The organism is Streptomyces sp. NPDC031445, from assembly GCF_055581365.1.
Map to the genome: position 1 here is coordinate 123843 of NZ_JBVIJO010000017.1, position 26262 is coordinate 150104.

Annotated in this window: 23 protein-coding genes and 1 pseudogene; 16 read left to right on the top strand and 8 right to left on the bottom strand. The window is 73.1% G+C overall.

Annotation, left to right across the window (positions count from 1 at the left end; all coding sequences use genetic code 11):
* Nucleotides 1-62: 62 nt before the first annotated feature.
* Entirely contained in the window at nt 63-1589 is a 1527-nt protein-coding gene (locus tag ACZ5DC_RS35390; protein ID WP_468659725.1) for an MFS transporter, read from the bottom strand.
* Nucleotides 1590-1675: 86 nt separating this feature from the next.
* Between ACZ5DC_RS35390 and ACZ5DC_RS35395 the strand changes: the two genes are divergently transcribed.
* Entirely contained in the window at nt 1676-2077 is a 402-nt protein-coding gene (locus tag ACZ5DC_RS35395; RefSeq protein ID WP_468659727.1) for a MarR family winged helix-turn-helix transcriptional regulator, read from the top strand.
* A 240-nt stretch (nt 2078-2317) separates the two neighbouring features.
* On the opposite strand, the gene ACZ5DC_RS35400 is transcribed toward ACZ5DC_RS35395, so the two are convergent.
* Entirely contained in the window at nt 2318-3679 is a 1362-nt protein-coding gene (locus ACZ5DC_RS35400) for a C1 family peptidase (RefSeq protein ID WP_468659729.1), read from the bottom strand.
* A gap of 230 nt (nt 3680-3909) precedes the next feature.
* Here ACZ5DC_RS35400 and ACZ5DC_RS35405 point away from each other — a divergent pair, with 230 nt between their 5' ends.
* Nucleotides 3910-4305: a luciferase domain-containing protein gene (locus ACZ5DC_RS35405; protein ID WP_468659731.1), complete on the top strand. Its 396-nt coding sequence runs from the start codon at nt 3910-3912 to the stop codon at nt 4303-4305.
* Nucleotides 4306-4340: 35 nt separating this feature from the next.
* Here ACZ5DC_RS35405 and ACZ5DC_RS35410 read toward each other — a convergent pair whose 3' ends face one another.
* Nucleotides 4341-5120, bottom strand: coding sequence for a DeoR/GlpR family DNA-binding transcription regulator (locus ACZ5DC_RS35410; protein WP_468659733.1), 780 nt, complete (start codon nt 5118-5120; stop codon nt 4341-4343).
* A gap of 124 nt (nt 5121-5244) precedes the next feature.
* Here ACZ5DC_RS35410 and ACZ5DC_RS35415 point away from each other — a divergent pair, with 124 nt between their 5' ends.
* Together ACZ5DC_RS35415 and ACZ5DC_RS35420 are read left to right on the top strand one after the other, a co-directional pair.
* On the top strand, nt 5245-6126 hold the full coding sequence (locus ACZ5DC_RS35415; protein WP_468659735.1) for an SIS domain-containing protein: 882 nt from the start codon (nt 5245-5247) through the stop codon (nt 6124-6126).
* A gap of 34 nt (nt 6127-6160) precedes the next feature.
* A complete protein-coding gene (locus tag ACZ5DC_RS35420; RefSeq protein ID WP_468659737.1) occupies nt 6161-7021 on the top strand; it encodes a class II fructose-bisphosphate aldolase in 861 nt (286 codons plus the stop codon).
* A gap of 24 nt (nt 7022-7045) precedes the next feature.
* Here ACZ5DC_RS35420 and ACZ5DC_RS35425 read toward each other — a convergent pair whose 3' ends face one another.
* Complete coding sequence (locus tag ACZ5DC_RS35425; protein ID WP_468659739.1) at nt 7046-8179, bottom strand: methyltransferase; 1134 nt, start codon at nt 8177-8179, stop codon at nt 7046-7048.
* Nucleotides 8180-8246: 67 nt separating this feature from the next.
* Here ACZ5DC_RS35425 and ACZ5DC_RS35430 point away from each other — a divergent pair, with 67 nt between their 5' ends.
* From ACZ5DC_RS35430 to ACZ5DC_RS35440, 3 genes are all read left to right on the top strand, one after another.
* Nucleotides 8247-8897, top strand: a complete 651-nt coding sequence (locus tag ACZ5DC_RS35430) for an alpha-ketoglutarate-dependent dioxygenase AlkB family protein (RefSeq protein WP_468659741.1) — start codon at nt 8247-8249, stop codon at nt 8895-8897.
* Between the two features lie 49 nt (nt 8898-8946).
* The gene (locus ACZ5DC_RS35435) at nt 8947-10194 is read left to right on the top strand and encodes an ROK family protein (RefSeq protein WP_468659743.1); all 1248 of its coding nucleotides are present in this window, start codon (nt 8947-8949) and stop codon (nt 10192-10194) included.
* Nucleotides 10195-10452: 258 nt separating this feature from the next.
* On the top strand, nt 10453-12429 hold the full coding sequence (locus ACZ5DC_RS35440) for a lamin tail domain-containing protein (protein ID WP_468659745.1): 1977 nt from the start codon (nt 10453-10455) through the stop codon (nt 12427-12429).
* Between the two features lie 547 nt (nt 12430-12976).
* Here the strand turns inward: ACZ5DC_RS35440 and ACZ5DC_RS35445 are convergent.
* Both ACZ5DC_RS35445 and ACZ5DC_RS35450 read right to left on the bottom strand, forming a co-directional pair.
* A pseudogene (locus tag ACZ5DC_RS35445) lies at nt 12977-13507 on the bottom strand (ATP-binding protein); the annotation flags it as partial.
* Between the two features lie 275 nt (nt 13508-13782).
* On the bottom strand, nt 13783-14106 hold the full coding sequence (locus ACZ5DC_RS35450) for a hypothetical protein (RefSeq protein ID WP_103816157.1): 324 nt from the start codon (nt 14104-14106) through the stop codon (nt 13783-13785).
* 305 nt (nt 14107-14411) lie between these two features.
* Here ACZ5DC_RS35450 and cds1 point away from each other — a divergent pair, with 305 nt between their 5' ends.
* From cds1 to ACZ5DC_RS35490, 8 genes are all read left to right on the top strand, one after another.
* Complete coding sequence (gene cds1, locus ACZ5DC_RS35455) at nt 14412-15536, top strand: L-cysteine desulfhydrase Cds1 (RefSeq protein WP_468659747.1); 1125 nt, start codon at nt 14412-14414, stop codon at nt 15534-15536.
* A gap of 250 nt (nt 15537-15786) precedes the next feature.
* Nucleotides 15787-16992: an ATP-binding protein gene (locus ACZ5DC_RS35460; RefSeq protein WP_468659749.1), complete on the top strand. Its 1206-nt coding sequence runs from the start codon at nt 15787-15789 to the stop codon at nt 16990-16992.
* Nucleotides 16989-17390, top strand: coding sequence for a roadblock/LC7 domain-containing protein (locus ACZ5DC_RS35465; protein WP_366751537.1), 402 nt, complete (start codon nt 16989-16991; stop codon nt 17388-17390). The genes ACZ5DC_RS35460 and ACZ5DC_RS35465 overlap by 4 nt, the downstream gene beginning before the upstream one ends.
* Nucleotides 17387-17761 carry a DUF742 domain-containing protein gene (locus ACZ5DC_RS35470; protein ID WP_366751536.1) on the top strand — a complete coding sequence of 125 codons (375 nt, stop codon included), beginning with the start codon at nt 17387-17389 and terminating at the stop codon, nt 17759-17761. The genes ACZ5DC_RS35465 and ACZ5DC_RS35470 overlap by 4 nt, the downstream gene beginning before the upstream one ends.
* Entirely contained in the window at nt 17736-18338 is a 603-nt protein-coding gene (locus tag ACZ5DC_RS35475) for a GTP-binding protein (RefSeq protein WP_468659751.1), read from the top strand. The genes ACZ5DC_RS35470 and ACZ5DC_RS35475 overlap by 26 nt, the downstream gene beginning before the upstream one ends.
* Nucleotides 18339-18513: 175 nt before the next feature.
* The gene (locus tag ACZ5DC_RS35480; RefSeq protein WP_468659753.1) at nt 18514-19872 is read left to right on the top strand and encodes a cytochrome P450 family protein; all 1359 of its coding nucleotides are present in this window, start codon (nt 18514-18516) and stop codon (nt 19870-19872) included.
* Nucleotides 19873-19973: 101 nt separating this feature from the next.
* Nucleotides 19974-21236: a cytochrome P450 gene (locus tag ACZ5DC_RS35485; protein WP_468659755.1), complete on the top strand. Its 1263-nt coding sequence runs from the start codon at nt 19974-19976 to the stop codon at nt 21234-21236.
* 81 nt (nt 21237-21317) lie between these two features.
* Complete coding sequence (locus ACZ5DC_RS35490) at nt 21318-22103, top strand: enoyl-CoA hydratase/isomerase family protein (protein WP_468659757.1); 786 nt, start codon at nt 21318-21320, stop codon at nt 22101-22103.
* On the opposite strand, the gene ACZ5DC_RS35495 is transcribed toward ACZ5DC_RS35490, so the two are convergent.
* Together ACZ5DC_RS35495 and ACZ5DC_RS35500 are read right to left on the bottom strand one after the other, a co-directional pair.
* Nucleotides 22104-22577, bottom strand: coding sequence for an SRPBCC family protein (locus ACZ5DC_RS35495; RefSeq protein WP_468659759.1), 474 nt, complete (start codon nt 22575-22577; stop codon nt 22104-22106).
* A gap of 85 nt (nt 22578-22662) precedes the next feature.
* Nucleotides 22663-23496 (bottom strand): DeoR/GlpR family DNA-binding transcription regulator, encoded by an 834-nt coding sequence (locus ACZ5DC_RS35500; RefSeq protein ID WP_468659761.1) that lies wholly within the window; start codon nt 23494-23496, stop codon nt 22663-22665.
* A gap of 261 nt (nt 23497-23757) precedes the next feature.
* On the opposite strand from ACZ5DC_RS35500, the gene ACZ5DC_RS35505 reads away from it, so the two are divergent.
* The gene (locus ACZ5DC_RS35505; RefSeq protein WP_468659763.1) at nt 23758-26241 is read left to right on the top strand and encodes a hypothetical protein; all 2484 of its coding nucleotides are present in this window, start codon (nt 23758-23760) and stop codon (nt 26239-26241) included.
* Nucleotides 26242-26262 lie beyond the last annotated feature (21 nt).

A 26262-nucleotide genomic window follows, 5' to 3' on the forward strand; every position in this document is an offset into this window, starting at 1 on the left:
CGGCGGGGCAAGCGGTCCCCCCGGGCGCACGCGGAGGTGTCGCCCTCTTCGCCCGGTCTCGCCTAGTCGCGGACCGGTACGCGATCCGCGTCCGCCTCGGTCACGGTGCCCGCCCCGGTCATGGTGCTCGCCTCGGTCACGGTGGACCTCGCGACCACCACCGAGCGTCCCCGGCGGGTACGGCGCAACCCGGTGAGCGACAGCAGCAGTCCCACGACGGCCATGGCCGCGACCACGACCAGCCCGGGCCGGTAGCTGTCCAGGACGGCCTGCGGGGTGGCCTTCGCGGGAGCGTGCGCGGTCACCACCGCCGTCACTACGGCCAGGAAGAGCGCGCCGCCCACCTGCACCGAGGTGTTCAGCAGGCCGGAGACCATGCCCTGCTCGTGCTCGTCCACGCCGTTGGTGGCCTGCACGTTGAGGGACGGGAAGGTCAGCGCGAAGCCCGAGCCGACCAGCAGCATGGTCGGCAGGATCACGGCCGCGTAGACCGGGTGCAGGTCGACGCGCAGGAACAGCACGTACCCGACCGCCAGGAGGACGAAGCCGACCACGATCAGCCGCGCGGTGCCGAACCGGTCGATGACGGCCCCGACCTTGGTCGCGGAGAGCGCCACCAGCGCGCCCGCCGGCAGGAAGGCCAGCGCCGTGTGCAGGGCCGACCAGCCCAGCACCTGCTGCATGCAGAGCGTGACCAGGAACTGGAACCCGGTGTAGCTGCCGACGAACGTCAACGCGCCCAGCTGGGCCCGGACCTGCGGCCCGGAGCGCAGCACCCCGAGCCGGATCAGCGGGCTCGGGCTGCGCAGCTCGACCAGCACGAAGGCGACCAGCATGACGGCCGCGGCGGCGAAGGACAGCAGCGTCCGGGCGGAGGCCCACCCGGCGCCGGGCGCCTCGACGACGGTGAACACCAGCAGCAGCATCGAGGCGGTGCCGAGGACGGCGCCCGGGACGTCGTAGCCGCCGTGGTCGCGTTCGCGCTCGCTGCGCGGCAGCAGCCTCGTGCCCACGAGCAGGGCGAGGAGTGCGACGGGGGCGGGCAGCAGCATGGTGAACCGCCAGCTGGCCTCGGTGAGCAGCCCGGAGAAGACCAGGCCCATGGAGTAGCCGGCGGCGGCGCAGGTGGTGTAGATCGACAGGGCCCGGTTGCGCAGCGGGCCCTCCGGGAACGTCGTGGTGATGATCGACAGGCCCGCCGGTGCCGTGAAGGCCGCGCTCAGGCCCTTGATGAAGCGGCTGGCGATCAGCAGCGGTCCGGAGTCCACGAGTCCGCCGAGCAGCGAGGCCAGTGCGAAGACGCCGAGCGCCACCAGGAACACCTGACGCCTGCCGAGCAGGTCGGCGGTCCGGCCGCCGAGGAGGAGCAGGCCGCCGTAACCGAGGATGTAGCCGCTGACGACCCATTGCAGGGTCGACGTGGTCAGGCCGAGATCCGAGCCGATGGACGGCAGCGCGACGCCGACCATCGACACGTCCAGTGCGTCCAGGAACATCGCGGCGCAGAGCACCAGCAGGGTGCCCCACAGTCTGGGCGTCCAGCGGACCGCCGGGGACGGGGTCGCGGAGGTGGTGAGCGGAGAGGTCATGCCGCGTACATTTACATGCGTGTGCATGAGATGCAAGTGCATTTAATGATGGTGCAATAATCGCGTCGCTCTGCTACGGTGCGGTCATGGCGGCGAAGAAGCAGCCCGAACAGGCGCTCGTGGAGCAGTGGCGGGACATCCTCGCCCTGCACGCCCGCACCCAGTGCGAAGTGGACCGGGCACTGCACGGGCACGGCCTGTGCGCGAGTGACTTCGAGGTCCTCGACCTGCTGGCCGAGGGCGCGGCGGCGGACGGCGGCTCCGCCTACCGGGTGCAGGAGATCTCCGACCGGGTCCACCTCAGCCAGAGCGCGCTGTCCCGGCTCATCGGCCGGCTGGAGAAGGACGGCCTGGTGGAGCGGGCCATGTGCCCGGAAGACCGGCGCGGGGTGCGGGTGGCCCTCACGCCGAAGGGGCGCGCGCTGCACGGCGAGGTACGGCCGGTGCAGCGGGCGGTGCTGGCGAGGATGCTGGCCGAGACGGACTGACGGTCCCGGCGCCGGCAGGTGCCGTAGGCGGCGTCGGCCGTCGTGGCTGTCGTCGGAGCGTGTCCGGGCCGCCTGCCGGGGTGACCTCGCGGAGGCCGAGCGGCACGGCGCGGGGATCGCCGGCCATGGCGACGGCCGGGGTACGGGGATCAGGCCGCGGGAGATCCGCGAAGCGCTCCGGCGGGGCGGCCACCGGCACGGACGTCACCGGCAGGGGGGCGGCGGCCCTCGCCGCCGCGCTCAGCGCGCGAGGGCCCCCATGGGGTCCCAGGCGGGGAGGACGATCGGCGGCCGGTCGAGGGCGGCGGCCAGCTCCGGCGGGAGTGCGGAGCGGCGTACGGCGATCTCGAAGACGTGCTCGCCGAACCACGAGTCGTTCATGGTCCAGAAGCCCTTGTCGGCTCTCGCCTCACCCCAGCTGTTCTCCACCCGCCAGCGGCGCGGGTCGCCGTCCACCACGTCGACGCCGGTGAACAGCATCGCGTGGGTCATCTGCGTGTCGTGGTGCAGCAGCCGGTCGGCCTTGTCCAGGGTGAACGGGGCGTCATAGACGGCCGCGTAGTCGAACAGCGCGGCGTCCCAGACGCCGGCGTCCGCGCGCATCATCTTGGCCACGTCGCAGCCGAACCACACCGGCTCGCCGCCGACGACCGCCTCCATGGCCAGCCGCTTCAGCAACTCCACCGGCGCGTTGAGGTAGACCACCGGTGGGGCGTCCACGACATTGCCCAGGTACTCGACGGTGAACGTGCGGCCGACCGGGCTCGACTCCCGCGGATCGTGCACCAGGCAGACGTACTCGTCCAGCGGCAGCTCGACGTACTCGGCGGCGAACTCGGCCGGGGTCAGCCAGCCGGCGCGGTGGAACTCCCTGTCCCTGTCCTCCCACTGCCACAGGAACCGCTGCGGAGGCGTGCCGAGATGGATGCTGAGCACCCGGTGGACGGCGGCCAGCACCTCCCGCTTGTGCCCCCGCTGTGCCCCGACCCCCTCGGCGGCCAGGCCGCGCAGGTCGCGGGCGCCCTGGCGGAGCAGGGTCTGCAGGGCCCGGTTCATCGCCCGGGTCGAGGAGGAGCTGTCGGTCTCCGGCATGGCCGGCTTGGGGACCAGGCCGTGCTTGGCGACCAGGGCGACGAACATGTTCCACTGGCCGCCGTCACCGATCGGATCCGCCAGCAGGTGCGCCACCGTGCGGTCGTCCACGTCCCGGTCGGAGGTCTCGACGACGGCCTCCAGGAAGTGGTTCGCGCGCTCGAACTTGTCCCACCACAGCAGGTAGTTCTGCGAGAACTCGAAGTCCTTCACGCCCAGCTTCCGTGCGGCGCCGACCCTGAGCAGGTTGAGCCCCGCGAACATCCAGCAACGGCCGCTCTGCTTCTGGTCGGTGACCTTCCAGTCGTCCAGGTGGTGGGAGACCGAGTGGTCGATACCGGTGAGTATCCGCCGGTCGAGGGCGACGTCGTCGACCGGCGTCTGGGTGACCGCGTTCTGCATCAGCCGGTTCACCGGGCGAGCGGCGAACTCCTTCTCGAACAGCTCCAGCTGATCGGGCGTCAGAGCGCGCTCCATGGGCCGGCGGGAGTCGTCGTTTCCGAAGGTCACGGTGGTCCGCCTCCAGTTCCCAGGGATTCATGACAGGAGCGCGCCCTCACCGTCGCACGGTGGTTCGGCCGCAGTCAACGGAGTGTCGAAGCACAGCGCCCGCCATCCGTGGCGCCGGCCTGTTCGGCACGTGGACTCCTGTGCGCATTCCTGAACGCCCGGCGGAAACAGGTCGGTTAATGCTTGCTCACGAACTGGTTGCGGACGGGTGAGCGCGTCATGATGGGCCCATGACGTTGGCCTCGCGCGCGCTCGCGCAACTGGCGACCTGGCCGGACCTGAGACGGGCCGTCCCGAGCTGCGGTCTGGGACAGGCGGTGCGGTCGGCCCAGGGGGAGATCGCGCACTTCCACTCCGAGCGTGATGTGGATCTGCGGCTCACCGACCGGGCCATCCGGCGGTTCGCCAAGGACCTCAGGGGCTCGGACGCCATCCGGGTCGTGCCCGGCTCGCAGTGGGTGACCCTGCGCCTGGACGCCGCGAGCGACGTCGACCTGCTGCTGACGCTGGTCAGTGTGGCGCTCCAGGCCCCCCAGACGTGGCCCGATCCGGCGGACCGGGCGGTCGCGGGCTGCAACGACCAGCGCGGCGCGGGGTTCGTGAAGGCCGACCTCGGCGGTTTCTGAGGCGGTGGCGGGGGCCGGTCCGGCCGGGGGCCGTCTCAGACCGCCAGCACCCGGACGCCCGCCTCCTCGAACCGCCGCACCGTCTCCCGTTCCGCCGCCGTGTCCGTCACCAGCGTGTCCACCAGCTCGGTCCCGCAGATCCGGGCGAACGCGCGGCGGCCCAGCTTGCTGGAGTCGGCGGCGACCACCACCCGCTCGGCGCGCTCGCACAGCAGCCGGTTGATCGCGGCCTCCGCCTCGTCGTGCGCCGCCGCCCCGTGCGTCACGTCGAGGCCGACGACACCCAGCACCGCCACGTCGAGCGTGATCTGGCCCAACACCCCGTCCGCGAGCGGTCCGACGAGTTCGTACGACTGCGCACGCGCCACCCCGCCCGTCACCACGATCTTGAACTGGGGGCGTACGGCGAGCTCGTTGGCGATGTTGAGCGCGTTGGTGACCACGGTGAGCGCCGGTGCCCCGGTGGCCAGGTCGCCGCGCACGGCGAGCGCCCGGGCGACCTCCGTGGTGGTGGTCCCGCCGGTCAGTCCCACCGCCTCGCCCGGAGCGAGGAGTTCGGCCACCGCCTTGGCGATGCGCTGCTTCTCCGAGGCGCGCCGGGCCGTCTTGTAGCGCAACGGCAGTTCGTAGGACACCCCGTGCACCACGGCCCCGCCCCGGGTGCGGACCAGCATCTGCTGCTCCGCGAGCTGGTCGAAGTCCCGGCGGATCGTCGCCGCCGACACCGCCAGCTCGGCCGCCGCCTCCTCGACCTCCAGCCGGCCGCGCTCGACGAGCAGTTCCAGCAGCGCCTGCCAGCGGGCGTCCCGGGACATCCGCCGCTCCCTTCCGTTCGATCCACCGGCGACCCTAGCGCACCCGGTCTGCGCGTCCGAATGCTTGATAGTGCTCGAAAACTCGCTATATCTTGCAGGAACAATCAGCCGGGAGGGTCTGGGCATGACGTATGTCGAGGACGAGCTGAACAGCCAGCCCGAGTGCTGGACACGGGCGGCCGAGCAGGCGGGACGGCACCGCGGCGCGCTGCCGGAGCCGGGGGAGCGGGTCGCCGTCGTCGGATGCGGGACCTCGTACTTCATGGCCCAGGCCGTGGCCGCCCTGCGCGAGGGCGCCGGACAGGGCGAGACCGACGCGTTCCCCGCCTCCGAGTTCCCGCACGGGCGGCCCTACGACCGGATCCTCGCCCTCACCCGGTCCGGCACCACCACCGAAGTGCTGGAACTGCTGGGCGAGTCGGCGGGGCGGACCCGCACCACCGCCGTGACCGCCGACCCGCACACCCCGGTCGTGTCGGCCGCCGACGACCTCGTCGTCCTCGACTTCGCCGACGAACGCTCCGTCGTCCAGACCCGGTTCGCGACCACCGCGCTCACCCTCCTGCGCGCCCACCTCGGCCTGCACACCGACGCCGTCGTCGCCGACGCGCGCACCGCCCTCGCCGCTCCCCTGCCCGAAGGGCTCGTGGAGTGCGCGCAGTTCACCTTCCTCGGGCGCGGCTGGACCGTCGGACTGGCGCACGAGGCCGGGCTGAAGATGCGCGAGGCATCCCTCTCCTGGACCGAGTCCTACCCGGCGATGGAGTACCGGCACGGCCCGATCAGCGTCACCACCGGGGGAACGGCCACCTGGATGCTGGGCGCGGCGCCCGACGGACTCGCCGACCAGGTCCGCGCCACCGGCGGCCTGTGGATCGAGGGCGGGCTCGACCCCCTCGCCGAACTCGTCCGGGTCCAGCGGCTCGCGGTCGCCGTCGCCGCCGCCCGCGGTCTCGACCCCGACCGGCCGCGGCACCTCACCCGCTCGGTGATCCTCGCCCCCTGATGAACCCGCCGGCCCTCCCGGAAGGACACCTCACGTGCCCCTCGCGTCCACCGGCGAGCTGATCACCCGGGCCGCCGCCGCCCGCTGTGCCGTCGCCGCGTTCAACGTCATCACCCTGGAACACATCGAGGCGGTCGTCGCCGGCGCCGAGTCGGCCGGCGCACCCGTGGTCCTCCAGGTCAGCGAGAACGCCGTCACGTACCGCCACGGACGGCTGCGGCCGCTGGCCCGCGCCGCCGTCGCCGCCGCCGAACGGGCCGCCGTACCCGTCGCCCTGCACCTGGACCACGTCCAGAGCGACGACCTGCTGCGCCAGGCGCCCGGCGCCGGGTTCAGCTCGGTGATGTACGACGCGGCCCGCCTGCCGTACGCCGGCAACCTGGCCGCCACCCGGGCCGCCGTCGACTGGGCGCACGCCCGAGGCCTGTGGATCGAGGCCGAACTGGGGCAGATCGGCGGCAAGGACGGCCGGCCCCCGCTGGACGCGCACGCGCCCGGCGCCCGCACCGACCCCGACCAGGCGCGGGACTTCGTCGCCGGCACCGGCGTCGACGCCCTGGCCGTCGCCATCGGCAGCGCGCACGCCATGACCACCCGCACCGCCGTCCTCGACCTCGGCCTGCTGGCGCGGCTGTCCGCCGCGCTGACCGTGCCGCTGGTCCTGCACGGCTCCTCCGGGGTGCCGGACGACGGTCTCGTCGCGGCGGTCGGCGGCGGCATCGCCAAGGTCAACGTCGGGACCGCGCTCAACGCGGCCATGACCGGGGCGATCAGGGAGTTCCTCGCCGCCCGTCCCGAGGCCGTCGACGCGCGCACCTACCTCGGCGCGGGCCGGGAGGCGATGGCCTGCGAGGTACGGCGGATCATCGGGGTCCTCTCCCGGACCGGCGGCTGACCAGCCCGGCTCCCCGCAGCGCGCCTAACCCCTCTTGACCGCCCTCAGCACCACGAACTTCGGGTCGGACGCCACCAGTTCACTGTTGCCGAACAACCGCCTCAGCTTCACGTGGTAGCCCAGGTGCCGGTTCCCGATCACCCACAGCTCACCCCCCGGCCGCAGCGCGCGCAGCGCCCCCGTGAACATCCGCCACGCCACCGCGTCCGTGGTCGCCTGGTGGGAGTGGAACGGCGGGTTGTTCAGGACCAGGTCCACACTGCCGGGAGCCACCCCGGCCAGCCCGTCCCCGACCCGGAACTCGGCGTGCCCCGGCACCCCGTTCGCCTTGTACGTCGCCTCCGCCGAGGCCACTGCCTGGTACGACTCGTCCACGAACAGCACCTCGGCCCCCGGATCGGCCAGCGCCACCGCCGTACCGACCACGCCGTTGCCGCAGCCGAGGTCCACCACGCGCCCGGCGCCGGGGCCGGGCAGGTGCCGGAGGAGGAAGCGGGTGCCGATGTCCAGCCGCTCGGCGCAGAAGACGCCCGCGTGGTTGACCACCGTGCGCCCCGACACCGCGCCGACGCCGTCCGGCAGGGCGTAGCTGTACGGCCACGGGTTCGCGGGCCGCTCCAGCGCCGGGTCCGGGGTGCAGAAGATCAGCCGGGCCTTCTGCCGGGCCAGCGAGGTCCGGGTCGGGCCGAGGATCCGCTCGAACAGCCGCAGCGTCGAGGTGTGGATCTCCTTCACCATCCCGGTGCCGACGACGACCGTGCCCGCGTGCACGGCGGGCGCCAGCCGCAGCAGCTGGTCCTCCAGCAGCGCCAGGCTCTTCGGCACCCGCACCAGCAGCACGTCCACCCGCTCCGGCGGCGGGTCCTGCGTGGTGAGCAGGCGTACGGCACCGGGCTCCACGCCCGCCCGCGCCAGGTTCGCCCGGGTCGCCTCCTGGCCGAGGAAGGAGTCGGTGATCTGCGTCGGCCGGTGCTCCGCCAGCGCGGTCACCAGCGCGCCCCAGCGGTCCCCGACCACCATGACCGCGCCCGTGAGCGGTACCTTCTCCTCCGCGAGGTGGCGCAGCAGGTACACGTCGGAGGCGTCCCAGGCGCGCAGCGGGTCGCGGGGGTCCTCGGGGAAGCGGGTCAGCCCGACCTCGCCCCACGGTGTCGTCATACGGTCGCTCATCGTGCGTCCAGGCTAGCGGAGCCGCAGATCAGAGGGCGTGGGGCAGGATGGGGGCATGGAGGACGAGCTGTTCGGCCGGGAGCGCGCGGAGGTCGCTCCGGGCGCCGTGCACGTCCCGGACTGGCTGGACGGCGAACGGCAGCGCGCCCTGCTCGCCGCCTGCCGCGACTGGGCCCGGCCCCCCGCCGGACTGCGCACGGTGCGCACGCCGGGCGGCGGCACGATGACCGCGCGCCAGGTCTGCCTGGGCTGGCACTGGTACCCGTACGCCTACGCCCGCACCGTCGTCGACGGCGACGGCAGCCCCGTAAAGCCGTTCCCGGACTGGCTCGACGCGCTGGGCCGCCGCGCGGTGGCCGACGCGCTCGGCCCGGACGCCGTACCGGCCACGCCGTACGACATCGCGCTGATCAACTTCTACGGCGGTGACGCCCGCATGGGCATGCACCGCGACGGCGACGAGAAGACCGACGCGCCCGTGGTCTCGCTCAGCCTCGGCGACACCTGCGTCTTCCGCTTCGGCACCACCGGGACGCGCGGCAGGCCCTACACCGACGTGGAACTGCGCAGCGGCGACCTGTTCGTCTTCGGCGGCCCGTCCCGGTTCGCCTACCACGGCGTGCCGCGCGTCCGCCCCGGCACGGCCCCGGCCCGGCTGGGCCTCGACGGACGGCTGAACATCACCCTGCGGGTCAGCGGCCTGTAGCCGGCGGGCGCAGGCCGCCCGGGGGGCGGATCATGGGAGACTCGCCCTCATGAGCGGCAAGGCGGATCCCCGGGCAGCGGGGGAGAGGACCACCTCGAGGGGGCGGCTGGACCGCGGGCGCGGGGCGCTCGGGCCGGCGCTGGAGCTGGTGCACACCGGACGGGCGCCCACCCGCGCCGTGCTCACCGCCGAACTCGGCGTCACCCGGGCGACGGCCGGCGCGGTCGCCGCCGAGCTGGAGGCGCTGGGCCTGATCCGCGTGGACGCCCGGCCCGGCTCGGCCGCCGGCTCCCAGGGGCGTCCCTCGCACCGGCTGGAGGTCGCCGAGGACGGTCCGGTCGCACTCGCGGCGCAGATCCACGCCGACGGCTTCCGGGCCGCGCTGGTCGGTCTCGGCGGACGGATCGTGGCGACCGCGCCCGGCTGCGAGACCGTCGACGCCGACCCGGCGAAGGTGCTCGGCTCCGTGGTCGAGGCGGGCGCGGAACTGCTGCGCCGCACCGGCCGGCGCTGCGTCGGCGCCGGACTCGCCGTGCCGTCCGCCGTAGCCGAACCCGCCGGACTGGCCCTCAACCCCCTGCACCTGGCCTGGCCCGCGGGCGCCCCCGTCCGGGAGATCTTCGCGGAACGCGTGCGCGCCGCGGGCATCGGCGGGCCCGCGTTCGCGGGCAACGACGTCAACCTCGCCGCACTCGCCGAGCACCGGCACGGCGCCGGCCGGGGCGCGCGGGACCTGCTGTGCGTCGCCACCGGGCACCGGGGCGTCGGCGGCGCGCTCGTCCTGGACGGCCGCCTGCACACGGGCAGTTCGGGACTCGCGCTGGAGGTCGGCCACCTCACGGTCAACCCCGAGGGCCGCCCCTGCCACTGCGGCAGCCGGGGCTGCCTGGACGTCGAGGCGGACCCGCTCGCCCTGCTCGTGGAGGCGGGGCGGGAGCCGGGCCCCGAGGTGTCGCTGGTCCAGCAGGCGGGTGACCTGCTGCGCACCCAGTACGACGACCCGGCCGTCCGCAGGGCCGCCGAGGTCCTCATCGACCGTCTCGGCCTCGGCCTGGCCGGCCTGGTCAACATCCTCAACCCCGACCGCATCATCCTCGGCGGTCTGCACCGCACCCTGCTGGACGCGGACCCCGGCCGGCTGCGCGCGGTGGTCGCCGACCGCAGCCTGTGGGGCCAGAGCGGCGGCGTCCCCATCCTGCCGTGCACCCTTGACCACAACAGCCTGGTCGGCGCGGCGGAACTCGCCTGGCAGCCGGTGCTGGACGATCCACTGGAGGCGCTGGCCGGGAGCGACTAGATGTGCTGTCCGGGGATGTTGGTGACACGCGTGCTGGGGGCTTGAACGGGTGCGGGCAGCGTAGGACACGGCACTGACCTTGATGCTGATACTCGGGTTCCGGTGGTCGTGACCCGGGCACTGGCTGACGCTCTGCTGGGCTGTCCTCGCGTTGTGCCGATCGTGGCGGTGACGCGGGCGTGGCGTTCCGGTGTTGAGCAGCCGGCATTCAGCCGGAGTACACGCTGCTTCCACCTCGGTTCTCCAGAGTTCCGCCTCGTGCCTACTTCACACTCACGCGTCGGCGTCGCCTCCGTATGCGCCGCGGCTTTGACGTTCTCAGGTCTGGTTGCCACCGGGCTGTTCGCCGCTCAGCCCGCGGCTGCCGCTGACCCGGCCGGCTACCAAAACGTTCGCATCAATGAGGTCACCTCTTCGAACAGCGACACGGTGGAGCTGTACAACACCGGCTCCACCGCGGTGAGCATCAGCGGCTGGAAGATGTCCGACGACAGCTTCTCGCCACAGTCGTTCACCCCGTCCGCCACCACGATCACGGCCGGCGGCTTCGTCACCTTCAACTCGCCCAAGGGGCTCGGTGACTCCGACAAGCTGGTGATCTACACGGCCGACGGCACGGTCGTCGACCGCGTGGAGTGGGCCGCCAACGGGGCGAAGCCGGCGATGGCCCGCTGCGGGGGCGACGGCACCGGCGCGTGGGTGACCACGACCAAGGCGACCACGTTCGGCGCCGCGAACGTCTCCGGCTGCCCGTCGTCGATCCCGTCGGCCAGCCAGGTGCGGATCAACGAGGTCACCTCCGACGGCGCGGACACCGTGGAGCTGTACAACGGCGGTACGAGCGCAGTCGGCATCGGATCGTGGAAGTACGTGGACAACGACACCAGCCACTCCCCGGTCTCGGTCGCTTCCTCCTCGCCGAACGCGACGAGCATCCCCGCGGGCGGCTACGTCACCTTCGACTCCGCTCTCGGCCTGGGCGACGCCGACTCGCTCTTCCTCACCGACAGCAGCGGCAACTCCGTGGATTCGGTGACCTGGGCCACTGGCGGTGCCAAGCCGTCCGAGGGACGCTGTGCCAACGGCACCGGCTGGTTCCAGACCTCCACGACCGCGACGCTCGGAAGCGCCAACTCCTGCTCCGGCGGCGGAAGTGGTGGCGGTGGCGGGCAGACCGGCCATCTGCTGGGCGGTGGGGGCTCGCTGACCAGCGGCTGCACCCCTGAGGCGCCCTCCGGTACGGGCACGGTCCCAGCGGGCACGTCGGCGTGGCCGGGCGGGCTGGACGTCACGATCACCGACGACGTCTGCGCTTTCACCACGTCCACCGGACCTGAGGGCCGTGACGTGAGCGGGCTGGCGTTCGACCCGGCGAACCCGTCGGTGCTGTGGGCGGCGAAGAACAAGAACTGGCTGTACAAGCTGGTCAAGAGCAACGGCAAGTGGGTCCCGGACCCCTCGTGGAGCGCGACCGGCAAGCAGATCCGCTTCGCGGGTGGCTCGGGCCAGCCGGACTCCGAGGGCGTGACGGTCGGCGGCAACGGCCACATCTACGTGACCTCGGAGCGTGACAACGCCAACAACACCGTCCCGAAGGACACGATCATGGAGTTCGACCCGGCCGCGACCGGCTCGACCCTGACGCCGGTCCACCAGTGGGACATGACCTCGCAGTTCCCTCAGCTCGACACCGGCAGCAAGGACGACGCCAACCTGGGCTTCGAGGGCGTCGGGTACGTGCCGGACAGCTGGCTGACCGCGAACGGCTGGACCGACCCGCTCACCCACGCCGCCTACAACCCGGCGAACTACCCGCTGCACGGGTCGGGCCTGTACTTCGCCGGCCTGGAGTGGGACGGCACGCTACGCGTCTACGGGCTGAACTCCGACGGCACGTACACCACGTTCGGCACCATCTCGACCGGCAAGGCGTCCGTGATGGACGTGACGTTCGACGCCGGTACCCAGCGCATCATCGCGACCTGCGACAACACTTGCGGCGAGACGCACACCTTCATGAAGGTCGACGCATCCGGCACGATCGTGCCGGATGTGACCTACACGAACCCGACCGTCATGCCGGTCGACAATCTGGAGGGCTTCGCGATCGCGCCCACGGCGACCTGCGCCAACGGGTTCCGCGAGGCGGTCTGGAGCGATGACGGCATCTACGGCTTTGGCTCCGCGAGCTCCTCCGACGGACACGCCCTCTACAGCGGCACCTTCCCCTGCTGATCGCCCAGATCGCGGGAGACGGCTCACGGGGACTGACTGATCATGAGCCGGTCACGCTCCGCCGGCTGGTCCGTCGCGTCTCGACCGGGCGGCCGCCGGAGCGCGGGGGCGGCCACCACGGGTCACTGGGACACCGACGCCGTGACTTCGAGCGCGGACCGAGCGGCACCGGGTGCGGAGCCGGGCGCGGACCCTGGCCCGGCCGCGCTGTGGTCCGGCGGACTCGTGGCGGGCCCGATGCCCTGGCCGGTCGGCCGGGGGAGTGGCGGGCCGGGAGCCGCCCGTGGGCCGGGTGCCGCCGTGGTCGGCCGGGGGCCTCCGCGTGTCAGGTGGGCACGGCCGACCGGGCGGGTGCCGGTGTTCCGGCCGGTGTGGGGGCGGGCGCCCCCACCGGTGCCGTGGCCGCCGCGGCGACGGCCGGCGTGTCGACGGCGGGCGCGGTACGGCGCAGGGGCGGGGGCGCGGGGCTGGCGAGGGGCGCGGCACTCGCCGGTACGGGGGCGGACGGGGCCACGCGGGGTCCCGCCGGACCGGGTGCCCCCGCGGGGACGGCCGCCTCCGCGGGAGCGGTCGCCCTCGTGGGCACGGCCGCCCTCGTCGCGGCCGGCGCCGGTGTGCCCCGTACCGCTCCGCGCGGCGATCCCGGCGGATGGCTGCGGGGCGTCACCGGGGCCGGGAGCGTGAACCAGACGATCTTGCCGTTCTCGCCGTCCGGGCGGGCGCCCCAGCTCTCGCTCACCGCGGCCACCATGGCCAGGCCCCGCCCGCAGGTGGCCAGCGGCGTGGCCGCCGTCGCCCCCGCGGACTCGGCCGGCACCGGAAGGCGCGGATCGTGGTCGCGCACGGAGACCGTGAGCCGGTCCGGCAGCAGCTCCAGCTCGACGGTGCACGACTTGTCGGGCCTGGCGTGCCGGTGGACGTTGCTCAGCAGCTCCGTCACACCGAGCGCGGCCCGGTCGATCAACGGGTCCATATGCCAGTAGCGCAACTGCGCAGATACGATTCTGCGGACCTGGCCGATCCGCGACGGCAGGGCTTGGAGCTCCACCGTGCAGTGCCTGCTTGGGTGACTGATCACGGCTGCGACTCCCCGATGTGAGGTCCGGAGGAACCGGAGGAACACGGAGAACAACGGATCCAGCAGGGTGCTTGCGTCCAAACGTCCGCCTGCTGTCGTGGCCGGCGGGCTGGTTCGCAGCGTTATCGCCGGTAAACCCAGAGTGACGTGAGACAAGCGTGGCGCAGCGGATGCGCTCCCGCAACTCGCCGCGACCGACCGCTCCCCGGCGTGTGCGACCGGCCGCCGTTCGGCAGGCGCGGCCGGCCGCCGCGGGTCGTGAGCGGGCGCGCTCCTCAGCCGCCGCGTCCCGCCGCCCGGCGGACCGCCTCGACGAACCGCCGTGCCGCGGGCGGTCCGGGCCGGCCCGGCGCGGGATCGCGCGCGCCCATCGTCAGCAGGTACCGCGTGCCGTTGACGTCGGCGAGCGCCCGGTCGTCCGGTACGAACCACGGCTTGGACGCGCGCACCGCCTGCACCGGCGCGCTGTCTATCTCGCTGCCGTAGCTGGTGAGCAACTGGAGCCTGCCGTCGCTGATCCGGACCTGTCCGGCCCGGGTGAGCGAACGCAGGCGTTTGCCGATGCGCACGCCGGTGGCCGTGAACTCCGGTTCCGCCATGTCTGGCCGCCCCCTCGCGGTGTTCCCGTGATTCCCTGTCGCGCCCCCGTCCGGGACCGCGGTCCCGTCGCGTGCAGTCTGCCCCGGCTCGGCGTGGAGCACCAGTACGCGCGGGGCGCGTGCGGCAGCCGCCCGGAGCACTCGCGCCCATGCGCCCCCCTCGGGCTCGCACACCCGTGCCCCAGCGCGTCTTTGGGTGGCTAAAAGATGCGTTTATGCAGGTGGGAAGCGGTGTGAAAGGTGCCTATGCTCGATCTGCCGGCCCGCGCGAGGCGCTGTCGGCGAGCAGCGTAAGGAGCCCCGCCGTGAGCACCACTCCCCAGATCAGCACCGGCGCCACCCTCGACGTCGACCGCAGCGATCCCGCCTACCGTGACTGGCTGAAAGAGGCCGTCCGCAAGGTTCAGGCCGACGCGAACCGATCCGCGGACACGCACCTGTTGCGCTTCCCGCTGCCCGAGCGGTGGGGTATCGACCTCTACCTCAAGGACGAATCCACCCATCCGACCGGCAGCCTCAAGCACCGGCTCGCCCGTTCCCTCTTCCTCTACGGCCTCTGCAACGGCTGGGTCCGCCCCGGCCGCCCGGTGATCGAGGCGTCCAGCGGTTCGACGGCGGTCTCCGAGGCCTACTTCGCGAAGCTGATCGGCGTGCCCTTCATCGCGGTCATGCCGCGCACGACGAGTGCGGAGAAGATCCGCCTGATCGAGTTCCACGGCGGACGATGTCACTTCGTGGACGACCCCCGGAGGATGTACGAGGAGTCCGCACGCCTCGCGGTGGAGACCGGTGGTCACTACATGGACCAGTTCACCTACGCCGAACGCGCGACGGACTGGCGCGGCAACAACAACATCGCCGAGTCGATCTTCCGTCAGATGCGGCTGGAGCGGTTCCCGGAGCCGGCCTGGATCGTCGCCACGGCGGGCACCGGCGGCACCTCCGCGACCCTCGCGCGCTACGTCCACTACATGCAGTACGACACCCGCGTCTGCGTCGCCGACCCGGAGAACTCCTGCTTCTTCGAGGGCTGGACGACCGCCGACCCGGACGTCACCTGCGACTGCGGCTCCCGGATCGAGGGCATCGGCCGGCCGCGCATGGAGCCGAGCTTCGTGCCCGGCGCGATCGACCGGATGATGAAGGTCCCGGACGCGGCCAGCGTCGCCGCCGTACGGGCCCTGGAGGCGGCCATCGGCCGGAAGGCGGGCGGCTCGACGGGCACCGGTCTGTGGAGCGCGCTCAGGATCGTCGCCGAGATGGTGGCCGGGGGGCGTACGGGCAGCGTCGTCACGCTGTTGTGCGATCCGGGCGACCGGTACCTGGACAAGTACTACTCGGACGCGTGGCTCGCGGCGCAGGGCCTGGACATCGCGCCGTACACCGCCGCCGTGGACACGTTCCTGGCCACGGGCGTGTGGCCGGTCTGAGTCGTCCTCCACCCCTGCTCGGGCGGCTCCTTCCCGGGCAGCCGGCGCGCGTCAGCTCGGTTGCGGTGTTGTGAGGGTTTGGTGACGTCTCAATTGGGGCCCTCGGAAAGCCGGTTGGATCTAAGCGGCTGATAAGATCATCCCACTTTTCAGTGGACTGACGGCGTGTCATGAACGCGTCTGGGGGACAGTCTCGAAGGCACCGTCGCGCTGTCACCTTCCCGGCGCGATGCGACTTGAAGAGAGTCTCATGACGTCATTGACTCAGGATCCACTGCTGTGGGTCTTGTTGGTGGTGCTCGTCGCCGCGGTCGCCGCGGTGATGCGGGCCCGGAGAACCAATATGGCGCTCCGAAGAACGAAGAAGGACCTGGAGGCAGGACTCGGCGAGGCCCGCGGCGATGTCGGAGAGCTCCACGCGCACATCGCCACGCTGACCGCCCAGCACCAGCGCGACCTGGCGGACGTCCGGGCGGACGCGGAGGCGGCGACCAAGGCGGTGCTCAAGTCCGCGATGGGAACGCTCCAGTCGCTCGCGGAGGAGCAGCAGGTGCTCCTCGACAGCCTGCTGAAGAAGTACGGCGACACCACCGAGGTCCTGGCCGACCTGATGACGGTCGACCACACCGGCAGCCAGTTCGGCCGCCGCGCCAAGGGCATCTCCGTGCTGTGCGGCGGCTGGCTGGGCCGGCGGGAGGGCGCCGCCACGGTCTACGACGTCGCGCGCAGCGCCCAGGGCCGGATCAAGGACTTCAACCGGGTCGGCGTCCACTCGCAGGTGAACGTCTCCCTCGTCGGCAAGGCCGTCGAGCCGGTGGCCGTCGTGCTGGCCGAGCTGCTGGACAACGCGACGAACTACAGCGCGCCGGGCACCCCGGTCGAGGTCAACATCCAGACCGTACCGACCGGTGTGTGCTTCATCGTCGACGACGCCGGGCTCGGCATGGACCAGGAGACGAAGGACCGGGCGGCGGCCCTGCTGTCGGTCGACGGTCCGGTCGACATCACCGGTCTCGGCGATCCGCCGCGGTTCGGCTTCGCCGTGTGCGGCATGCTCGCCGCCCGCTACGGCTTCGCCGTCTCCGTCGGTTCCGTGTCCCCCTACGGCGGAGTGCGTGCAGTGATCCGTGTGCCCGAAAGTCTCCTCGCGCCCGACGCGCCCGCCCCCGCGGCCGACGCCCAGGACGCCACGGGCCCGGAGGCGGCCCCCCAGCGGCTGGCGCCGGTCCCGGTGGTCGGCCCCACCCACGTCGTGGGGACGACCTCGGGAGGTCTGCCCAAACGCCGCCGACGCAGCGGCCCCGTCACGGTCGTCCCGGCACTCGACGCCACTGCCGGTCAGGAGGTCACGCCCGAGCCCGTCAGCGAGGTGACGGCGTCCCGGCTCGGCGCGTTCGCGCGCGGAACCCAGCTCGGGCGCACCACGAACACCACGGAAGGACCTGACAACAAGTGAACATCGACCTGTCCTGGGTGCTGAACGACGTGCTCGAGGTGCGCGGAGCCCGGCACGCGATCCTCGTCTCGGGCGACGGCCTGCTGCTGCAGCGCTCGGACGAGATCGGGCGGGACGACGCCGAGACGAACGCCGCCGCGATGAGCTCCATGCAGTCGCTGAGCCGGGCCGTCGCCGGGTTCGTGGGAGCGGGACACGGGATCTGGAAGCAGACGCTGCTGGAGTACGACGGCGGCTGGATCTTCCTGATCGCCGCCGGCCAGGGCTCCTACCTCGCCGTCTCCGCCGCGCTGGACGTCGACATGGAGGCCATGTCGTTCCGCATGCAGAAGACGGTCACGGGCCTGAGCAAGGCGATGAGCGTGGCGCCCCGCTCTGACAACGGTGCCGGCGCATGACGACCCCCGGCGAGGAAGCCTCCGTCACCAGCGACTTCGTCCGCTCCTACGTCATCACCGGCGGCCGGACGCTGCCGGACTCGGACGACCTGGCGCTGCACACCCTGGTCACCATCGCTCCCGACCGGACACCCCCGCTGGGAGCCGGCCCCGAGGTGACGGCGATCTGGAAGCTGTGCGCGGGCGGCTACCTGTCGGTCGCCGAAGTGGCCGGCCACCTGGGACTGCCGGTGGGGGTGGCCCGGCTGCTGCTGACCGATTTATTCGAGCAGGGACACCTCCTGCGCCGCGCCGAGCCGCCCCGGGCTCAGAACGTTGACAGAGCGACCCTGGAAAAGGTTCTGAATGGACTCCAATCCCTCATCGGCTGAGACGGCCCCCGGCTCCATCTACGTCTCCAGCGCGGTGACCAACGCTGCCAAGATCCTGGTCGTCGGGCATTTCGCCGTGGGCAAGACGACCTTCATCGGTTCCTTGTCGGAGATCACCCCGCTGCGCACCGAGGAGAAGATGACGCAGGCGTCGCTCCACGTGGACGACCTCAGAGGCGTGGCCGACAAGACCACCACCACCGTGGCCCTGGACTTCGGCCGGCTCACGCTCAGCGACGACCTCGTGCTGTACCTGTTCGGCACCCCCGGACAGCAGCGCTTCATGCAGCTGTGGGAGGACATGGCCCGCGGGGCGCTGGGGGCGCTGCTCCTGGTCGACCCCGCCCGGCTGGAGGAGACGTTCCCCGTCATCGACCTCGTCGAGCGGTACGGCCTGGAGTACGCCATCGCGGTCAACAGCTTCGAGGCGGGCTCGGTGTACGAGGAGGCGGAGGTGCGCGAGGCCCTCGACCTGCTTCCCGACACCCCCGTCGTCTACTGCGACGCCCGCGACCGGCAGTCCTCCGCCCACGCGCTGATCGCGCTCGTGCGGCACCTGCTCACCCGGGCCGCCTGACACGGCCGCCCCGCACGCCCATCCCCGATCCCGGGCTCAGGCCCTCCGCCCGGGCCCGGGACCTCTGCCGGGACCCCGGCCCGGCACCACCCCCCGGCCCCCGGCCCGGACGGCCCCGGCCCCGGCCGGACCCATCCGCCCGGAGCCTCGGCCCGGAGCCAGCAGAAGGAACCCCATGGACCGCCAGTCAGCCCCCGCCCCCGCCGGCGCCAGATGCCCCATGCACGACGCCGCGTTCGCCGCCGATCCGCAGCAGGTCTACGACCGGCTGCGCGCCCACGGTCCGGCCGGACCGGTCGAACTCGCCCCGGGCGTCGACGCGACCCTGGTCGTCGGCCACGAGATGGCACTGCGCGTGCTGCAGAACTCCACGCTCTTCGCCCGGGACGCCCGCCGGTGGAAGGCGCTCAACGAAGGGCGCGTCGGGCTGGACAGCCCGGTGCTGCCGATGATGGCGTACCGGCCCAACTGCCTGTTCACCGACGGCGCCGTGCACCTGCGGCTGCGCAAGGCCGTCACGGACAGTCTGGCCCGGCTCAACATCACCCGCATCCGCCGCGACGTCGAGCCCATCGCCGACTACCTCATCGACCAGTTCAGCGAGCGCGGCCGGGCCGACCTCCTCAACGACTACGCCAAGCTGCTGCCGCTGCTGCTGTTCAACAAGCTCTTCGGCTGCCCGGCGGACATCGGCGACACCCTCACGAGCGCCATGTCGGCGATCTTCGACGGCAAGGACGCCCTGCGCGCCAACGAGGAACTCACCGCCTGCCTGATGGAGCTGATCGCCCTCAAGCGCCGCCAGCCCGGTGACGACGTCACCTCCTGGCTGATCCAGCACCCCGCCGGGCTCACCGACGAGGAACTCAAGGACCAGCTGGTCATGCTGATGGGCGCCGGCGTGGAGCCCGAGCGCAACCTCATCGGCAACGCCCTGCTCCTGCTGCTGTCGCCCGACAGGAGCGGGCGCGACTCGGGGCTGCTGGTCGAGGAGGCGATCGACGACGTGCTGTGGAACCAGACGCCCATCGCCAACTACGCCACCCACTACCCGGTGCAGGACGTGGACCTCGGGGGAGTGGTGGCCGAGGCCGGCACGCCGGTCGTCATCAGCTTCGCCGCGGCCAACAGCGATCCGGCGCTGGCCGAAGCCCGCCTGAAGCGCGGCAAGGGCGCCCACCTGGCCTGGGGGGCCGGCCCGCACGCGTGCCCGGCCAAGGACCCGGCGCAGGTCATCGCCGTCACCGCGATCGAGAAGATCCTCAATGCCCTGCCCGACCTCACCCTCGCCGTCGCCGAGAAGGAGCTGGCATGGCGGCCGGGGCCGTTCCACCGGGCCCTGGTCGCGCTGCCCGTGGCCTTCAGCCCGACCCCGGCCACCCGCATGGTCAACGCCCTCCGGAACCGCACCGGCTCCGCCGCGGCGGAGCAGCCGCTGCCCACGGTCCCGGCCTCCGCCGCTTCCGCCGGTCGCCACGAGCCGGCCAGGAAGAAGGGATTCTGGAGCAGTTTCCTGGACATTTTCCGGGTCTGATGTGCGGCATGTGACAGGAGCAACACTGACAGGCGCATGACGAAGGAGAGGGGAAGGGTAGGTTCCGGCGGTAACGGTAGCGCCCAGCAGAGGAGCTTCGCGTGACCGCCGTTGGCGTCATACGCGGTACCACCCCCGACCGCCGAGTCGTCATCCCCCTCCTTCGCCGCCTGAGGTCCGGCGAGGGACTGGCCGACCCCCGCCCCGTCTGGGAGGAACTGCGCGCACTGGGCGATGTGGTGCCCGCGCCCTGGGGCGGGTACTTCGTGACCGGATTCGAGGCGTGCAGCCAGGTGCTGCGCGGCAGGAACTGGCGCGTCCCCGACTTCGACTGGCAGGAGCGCCAGCCCGACCCGAGGCGCTGGCGGGAGCCGGCGACGCGGGAGATGACGCGGACCCTCTCCCGCCTCAACCCGCCCGTGCACACCTTCCAGCGGCGCGCTCTGGGCAACCTCTTCGACCGGGGCACCCTGGAGGCCATGCGGCCCCGGATCGCCGGCCACGTCACCCGGCTCCTGGACCGCCTCGCCCTGCAACTGCGCACCCGCGGCGAGGCCGACTTCGCCGGCACGGTCGGCGACCGGCTGCCGATCCACACCGTCGGACAGTGGCTCGCCATCCCGGCCGAGCACTACCCGCGGATCCTGGACTTCACCCACCGCCAGGTCCACGCCCAGGAACTCCTGCCCACCAAGAGCGAACTGGCCGTCTCCGCCCAGGCCACCCTGGAGATGAGGACCTTCTTCACCCGCCTGATCGCCCACCGTCGCCGCCACCTTGGCAACGATGTCCTCTCCGGCTGGATCCGCTACTGGGACGCCCAGTACCCCGACGACCGCGCGGCGGCGGACCAGACGCTCTACGACCTGACGATGTTCATCACCATCGCGTCCCTGGAGACCACGGCCACCCTGCTGACCAACGCCGTGTGGTTCCTCACCCGGGACCCGGCCCTGGCCGACCGGCTGCGCCGGCACCCCGAACACATCGACGCCGCGATCGACGAGGTGCTGCGCTACGACCCGCCCATCCACCTCAACTCCCGGTACGCCGCCGACGACACCGTCCTCGCCGGCGTCCCCGTCGCCAAGGACACCACCGTCCACGTCCTCTACGGCGCCGCCAACCACGACCCGCGCCGCAACGCGAATCCGCACGTGTTCGACATCGGCCGCAAGGGCGCCCACCTCACCTTCGGCGGCGGGGCCCACTACTGCCTCGGCATGGCCCTGGCCCGGCTGGAGGCCCGCCTGCTCCTCAGCGAGCTGCTGGAACGATTCCCCACCCTGCGGCCGACCGCGGGCCCGACGTATGCGCGCCGGATGGTCTTCCGGCGCGTCACCTCCCTCATGGTGACCGCGTGACCCCCTGGAGGCGAACTCCCCGCACCTGACGGCAGACCCGCCCGGAACCGACGACGACACGACTCCCCGGAAAGCGACGACATGACCGCCCTCCCCCTCACGGCTCTCCCGGCCGGCCCCGTACGGCAGACCCTGCGGACCCACCGGGAGGGGCCGGTCCTCACCATCGAGCTGAACACCCCCGAGCACGGCAACACCGTCACCGACGCCCTGCTGGACGACCTCCTGGCCGTCCTCCAGGACCAGGACCCGGCGGTCCGCGTGCTCGTCCTCACCGGGAGCGGCGACGACTTCAGCCTCGGCGGGGACCGCGGCGAGTTCACCCGGCACCTCGCCGCCGACCCCACCGGCAGCGGCATCCGCGTCTCGGGGACCAAGGCGCGGCGGGTCTGCGACGCCCTGACCGGGAACCCGGCCGTCACCATCGCCCGCGTCCACGGCAAGGCCATCGGGGCGGGCATGGCCCTGGCACTCGCCTGCGACCTGCGGGTCGGCTCCGAGGACGCGACCTTCCGGCTGCCCGAACTCGCCCTCGGGCTCCCCACCGCCTGGGGCGGCCTGCTGCCCCGGCTCATCAACGAGGTGGGCGCCGCCCGCGTCCGCGAACTCGTCCTCACCGGCCGGGCGTTCGGCGCGGCGGAAGCCCACTCCCTGTCCATCCTGCAGAAGGTCGTGCCGGCTCACCAGCTGGACGCGGCCGTCGACGCCTGGGCCAGGCCCGTCGTCCGCCGCCCCCCGGCGGCGCTGCGCGTCACCAAGACCCTGCTGAACTCCCTCTCGGCCGCTTCCCGGATGGCCGACGTCTCGGCGCTGGACGCGGAACTGATGGCAGCGGTCCTGTCCGAGGCGCGGCACGCCGGCGGCTGATCACCGCTGGGCCACGTACCTGTCCAAGGACGTCACCGCGTCGCGGAAGGCGCGCCCCAGGCCCGCCCGGGCCAGCGTGAGGACGAACCGGAACGGCGCCGTCCCGTCGGCGGCGAAGGTCCACTGCACACGCGTGCCGGTGTCCCGGGGCGTCAGGCGCCACTCCTCGGCCAGGGCACGGGCGCCCGGCGCGTTGGTGCTGTCGACGCGGTAGGCGTACACCTCGGGGGCCTTCGCGACGAGCACCGTCTCCGCGAACCGCCCCCCGCCCCAGAGCCGGATCTCCCGCCCGGAGCCGCCGTCGGTGGCCCGGGCGAGCGTCACCGCCGCGAACCACTCGGCCCAGCCGGGCACATCCTCGGCGAGCGCGCGGAAGACCCGCTCGGGCGGGGCGGAGATGTTCCGCGCGAAGACCATGCGTACGGGGGCGGTCCCGATGAAGCCGGGATCCACCGGGCGCAGCCGACGAGCCATGGACGAAAACCCCCTCGTGACACGGGCGCGGGTCGGTTGACCGGGCATCGTCAACCGGACACCCGTCAGCCTAGCTGACGGGCTCTCAGCTGTCTGTGCCGTCCTCGTCCCCGGGCTCGCCCGCCACCAGCACCCGCAGATGCTCGGAGATCTCCGCGCGCGCCTCGGCGGGCAGGCCGGCGTCGGTCACCAGCGTGTCCACCTGCTCCAGCGCGGCGAACGAACTCAGGCCCACCACACCCCACTTGGTGTGGTCCGCGACCACCACGACCCGGCGCGCGGAATGCACCAGCCGCCGGTTGGTCTCGGCCTCCGCGAGGTTCGGCGTGGACAGACCGGCCTCCACCGATATCCCGTGCACCCCGAGGAAGAGCAGGTCGAAGTGGAGCGCGGCGATCGCCTGGTCGGCCACCGGCCCCACCAGCGAGTCCGACGGGGTGCGCACCCCGCCGGTCAGCACCACCGTGGCCGACCCCTGCCGCTGCCCCGCGGTGCGCTGCGCCGAGTGGAAGACGTCCGCGACCCGCACCGAGTTCGTCACCACGGTCAGGTCGGGCACCTCCAGCAGGTGCTGCGCGAGCGCGTACGTCGTCGTACCGCCGGACAGCGCGATCGCCGCCCCCGGGCCGACCAGGCCGGCCGCGGCGCGCGCGATGTCCTCCTTGGCGGTCAGCTCCAGACCCGACTTCGCCTCGAACCCCGGCTCGTGCGTGCTCGCCTCGACCACCGGCACCGCGCCGCCGTGCACCTTCTCCAGCACGCCCTGGCGGGCGAGCGCGTCCAGATCGCGGCGCACCGTCATGTCCGAGACACCGAGCTTGCGGGTCAGCTCGTTGACCCGTACCCCGCCCCGGCGCCGGACCTCGTCCACGATCAGGGCGCGGCGCTGCTCCGCGAGGAGGTTCTGATTCTCGCTCACGTACGCTCCGGTCCTTTCGCCGCCATCCGTCCGACACGCCCGGCGCACCGGCTCCGACCAGGAACGTCCATCTGTCCGGCAGTGTGCGGGCGTCCCATCTTTTCACGGGTCGGCACCGGTTGCGCCACCGCGTCGCGACCCGTCCGGCGGCACTCGGTTCGGGGAGATTCCGTGACGAGAGGTGTACCCGGCCGCCGGACCGGAGATCCTGGAGCGCGCACGGCACAGGCGTCAGGGCGTCATGGGGGAAGTGCGAGAACAGTGGAACGCGCGCGGGAACACCCGGTGGGGCAGCGGGAGCGGCGTCCCGCCGGACCGTACGAGGGCCGGTCCGGGGAGCCGCCGGAGACCGAGCTGGAACTGCTGGTGCACGGGGTCGGCGGGACCACGCCGGAGAAGATGCTCGGTGACCCACGCACGGTCCGGGTCACCGGCGACGACACGGCCGCCGTCTTCCGGCGCGCCGGGGACACCGGGGCCGCCCCGGACGGGAGCGGGGCCGGGGGAGCAGCGGGGCGGCAGCGCGGGCGGGAGCCGCGGAGCGGACCGGTCCGGGAGGCGTACGTCTGGTGCAACCTCACCTCGGGCGACGGCAGCCGCGCCCTGTGGCTGTTGCTGCTGCCGTTCATGGTGGTGAACCTCGCCCACTGGATGCGCCCCGCCGCACCCGGCCGGCCGCGTGTGGTCCGGCTCTACGGCCTCCTGGTGCGTCTGTCCGCCCTCACCCTGACCGTGCTGCTGGTGGCCGCCGCCTGCGAGGTGGCGCTCGACCTGGTCGCCTGGCAGTGCGCCGGCGTCCAGGCCTGCCTCCGCCGGCACTCCTGGCTGGACTTCCTGTCGCCCGCGGCCGGCGGCTGGTGGGGTGCCCCCGGCCGCCGGCTCGCCCTCGCGTCGGCATTGCCGCTCTCGCTGACCGGCCTGCTGTGGTACCTCTCCCACCGCACCTGGCGCGCCTACGAGTCCCACCGACCGCTGCCCCGTGCCCCGGGACCGGCCGGTGACGAGCAGGGGCCGGCCGGCGGCGGAGCCGGCTCGGGCGGGGCGGAGCCGCCCGGTGACGACGCCGGACCCGCCGCCCACGGCAGCGCGCTGGTGCGGCCCGGGTTCTGGTACGGGCGCCGGCTGGTCGCCCGGCTGCGCGCCGCGCACACCGCGGCCGGCCTGCTCACGGTGGCCGGCGCCGTCACCGCCCCGGCGGTCCGTTTCGACCACCGGCCCGGCGGGCCCGCGGCCCCGGACCTGCTCGGCCTGCTGCTGGCGGCGGCCCTGCTCGTCTGCGGGGCGGCGGTGGTCGCGGTGGTCTGCCGCCGGGGCCGCAGCGAGAGGCGGCCGGACCAGCGGCTCGACCGGCACGTCGTACGCGGCCTGCCGCTCGCCGCGCTCGCCCTGCTGGTGCTCGCACTGGTGTACGCCGGCTGGTCCCGGCCCGGCTGGCGGTCCACCGGCCGGCTGCCCGGCGACCCCTCCTTCGGCGCCCTCATGCTGGGCCAGGGCGTGCTCGTCGTCGCCCTCGCCGCCGTGGCCGGATACCTGCACCGGCGCCGCCCCGAGCCGCGCGCCGCGATGCACGGGCTCGGCGGTCCCGCCGTCACCCTGCTCGCCTGTGCGCTGGGCGGCGTGATCTCCGGCGGGGTCGCCCAGCGCGTGGCCGACTGGCTGGACGGCACCCGTGCCGTGCTCACCGGCCCGCCGGTGCTGCTGACGTGGCAGGCGTCCGTCATCCCGCCGCTCCTCGCCATCCTGCTGCTCCTGACCGCCGGGCTCGCCCTGCACACCGCCCGGCTCGCCCGCGCCGAACGCGACCGGGTCCGCCGCGAGCACCCCGGCGAGCCCGAGGACCCGTCCCGCACCCGCGCCATCGCCCACGCGCGGGCCATGGCCACCCTCACCGACCGGGCGCCGCTCGTCGTCGCCGTGCTCACCGCCGCCACCCTGGTCCTGGGCTCCGTGGCGCTGGCCGGAGCCCTGGTCACGAGGAAGACGCCCGACGGGGCCGCGCACCACACCCACCACCTCGTGCGGGCCGTGGCCGAGACCTCGCAGGCGCTCGGCTCCTGGCTGGTCGGCCTCGGCTTCCTGCTCTTCGTGACCTGGGGCAGGCGCGCCTACAAGGACGCCTCGGCCCGGCGCACCATCGGCATCCTCTGGGACGTCGGCACCTTCTGGCCGCGCGCTGCCCACCCCTTCGCACCGCCCTGCTACGCCGAGCGCGCGGTACCGGACCTGACCTGGCGCATGGCCACCTGGACCCGGCGCACCGGGGGCCGGCTGGTGCTGTCCGGCCACTCCCAGGGCAGCGTCCTCGCCGCCGCGGCGGCCTGGCAGCTCCCGCCGTCCGTACGCGGACGGGTCGCCCTGCTCACCTACGGCTCCCCGCTGGAACGCCTGTACGGCCGCTGGTTCCCGGCCCACTTCGGCCCGCCGGCCCTGGCCGCCCTGCACCACGACATCGACTGCTGGCGCAACCTCTACCGGCGGACCGATCCCATCGGCGGCCCCGTCCGCGTCCCCGACGGCACCTCCCCCGACGTGGACCACGAGCCCCTGCGGGACCCCCTCGCCTACGGCCGCACCCCGGACCACCCGCTCCCGGCCCCGATCCTCGGCCACTCCGACTACCAGTCGGACCCCGCCTTCACCCGCGAGCGGACCCGCCTGCTGACCCGCCTCCAGCCGGAGCTGCCGGGCCAGCGCCCCAAGACCGAGCCCGAGCCCGGGGACGAGGCCGCCGGTCCCCCGGCGTGACCTGGCCGGCCGCGGGACGGC

Coding starts and splice junctions, on each gene's coding strand:
- ACZ5DC_RS35390 (WP_468659725.1), bottom strand. CDS start 1,589: ATGACCTCTCCGCTCACCACCTCCGCGACCCCGTCCCCGGCGGTCCGC.
- ACZ5DC_RS35395 (WP_468659727.1), top strand. CDS start 1,676: ATGGCGGCGAAGAAGCAGCCCGAACAGGCGCTCGTGGAGCAGTGGCGG.
- ACZ5DC_RS35405 (WP_468659731.1), top strand. CDS start 3,910: ATGACGTTGGCCTCGCGCGCGCTCGCGCAACTGGCGACCTGGCCGGAC.
- ACZ5DC_RS35410 (WP_468659733.1), bottom strand. CDS start 5,120: ATGTCCCGGGACGCCCGCTGGCAGGCGCTGCTGGAACTGCTCGTCGAG.
- ACZ5DC_RS35415 (WP_468659735.1), top strand. CDS start 5,245: ATGACGTATGTCGAGGACGAGCTGAACAGCCAGCCCGAGTGCTGGACA.
- ACZ5DC_RS35425 (WP_468659739.1), bottom strand. CDS start 8,179: ATGACGACACCGTGGGGCGAGGTCGGGCTGACCCGCTTCCCCGAGGAC.
- ACZ5DC_RS35430 (WP_468659741.1), top strand. CDS start 8,247: ATGGAGGACGAGCTGTTCGGCCGGGAGCGCGCGGAGGTCGCTCCGGGC.
- ACZ5DC_RS35435 (WP_468659743.1), top strand. CDS start 8,947: ATGAGCGGCAAGGCGGATCCCCGGGCAGCGGGGGAGAGGACCACCTCG.
- ACZ5DC_RS35450 (WP_103816157.1), bottom strand. CDS start 14,106: ATGGCGGAACCGGAGTTCACGGCCACCGGCGTGCGCATCGGCAAACGC.
- ACZ5DC_RS35460 (WP_468659749.1), top strand. CDS start 15,787: ATGACGTCATTGACTCAGGATCCACTGCTGTGGGTCTTGTTGGTGGTG.
- ACZ5DC_RS35470 (WP_366751536.1), top strand. CDS start 17,387: ATGACGACCCCCGGCGAGGAAGCCTCCGTCACCAGCGACTTCGTCCGC.
- ACZ5DC_RS35475 (WP_468659751.1), top strand. CDS start 17,736: ATGGACTCCAATCCCTCATCGGCTGAGACGGCCCCCGGCTCCATCTAC.
- ACZ5DC_RS35480 (WP_468659753.1), top strand. CDS start 18,514: ATGGACCGCCAGTCAGCCCCCGCCCCCGCCGGCGCCAGATGCCCCATG.
- ACZ5DC_RS35490 (WP_468659757.1), top strand. CDS start 21,318: ATGACCGCCCTCCCCCTCACGGCTCTCCCGGCCGGCCCCGTACGGCAG.
- ACZ5DC_RS35495 (WP_468659759.1), bottom strand. CDS start 22,577: ATGGCTCGTCGGCTGCGCCCGGTGGATCCCGGCTTCATCGGGACCGCC.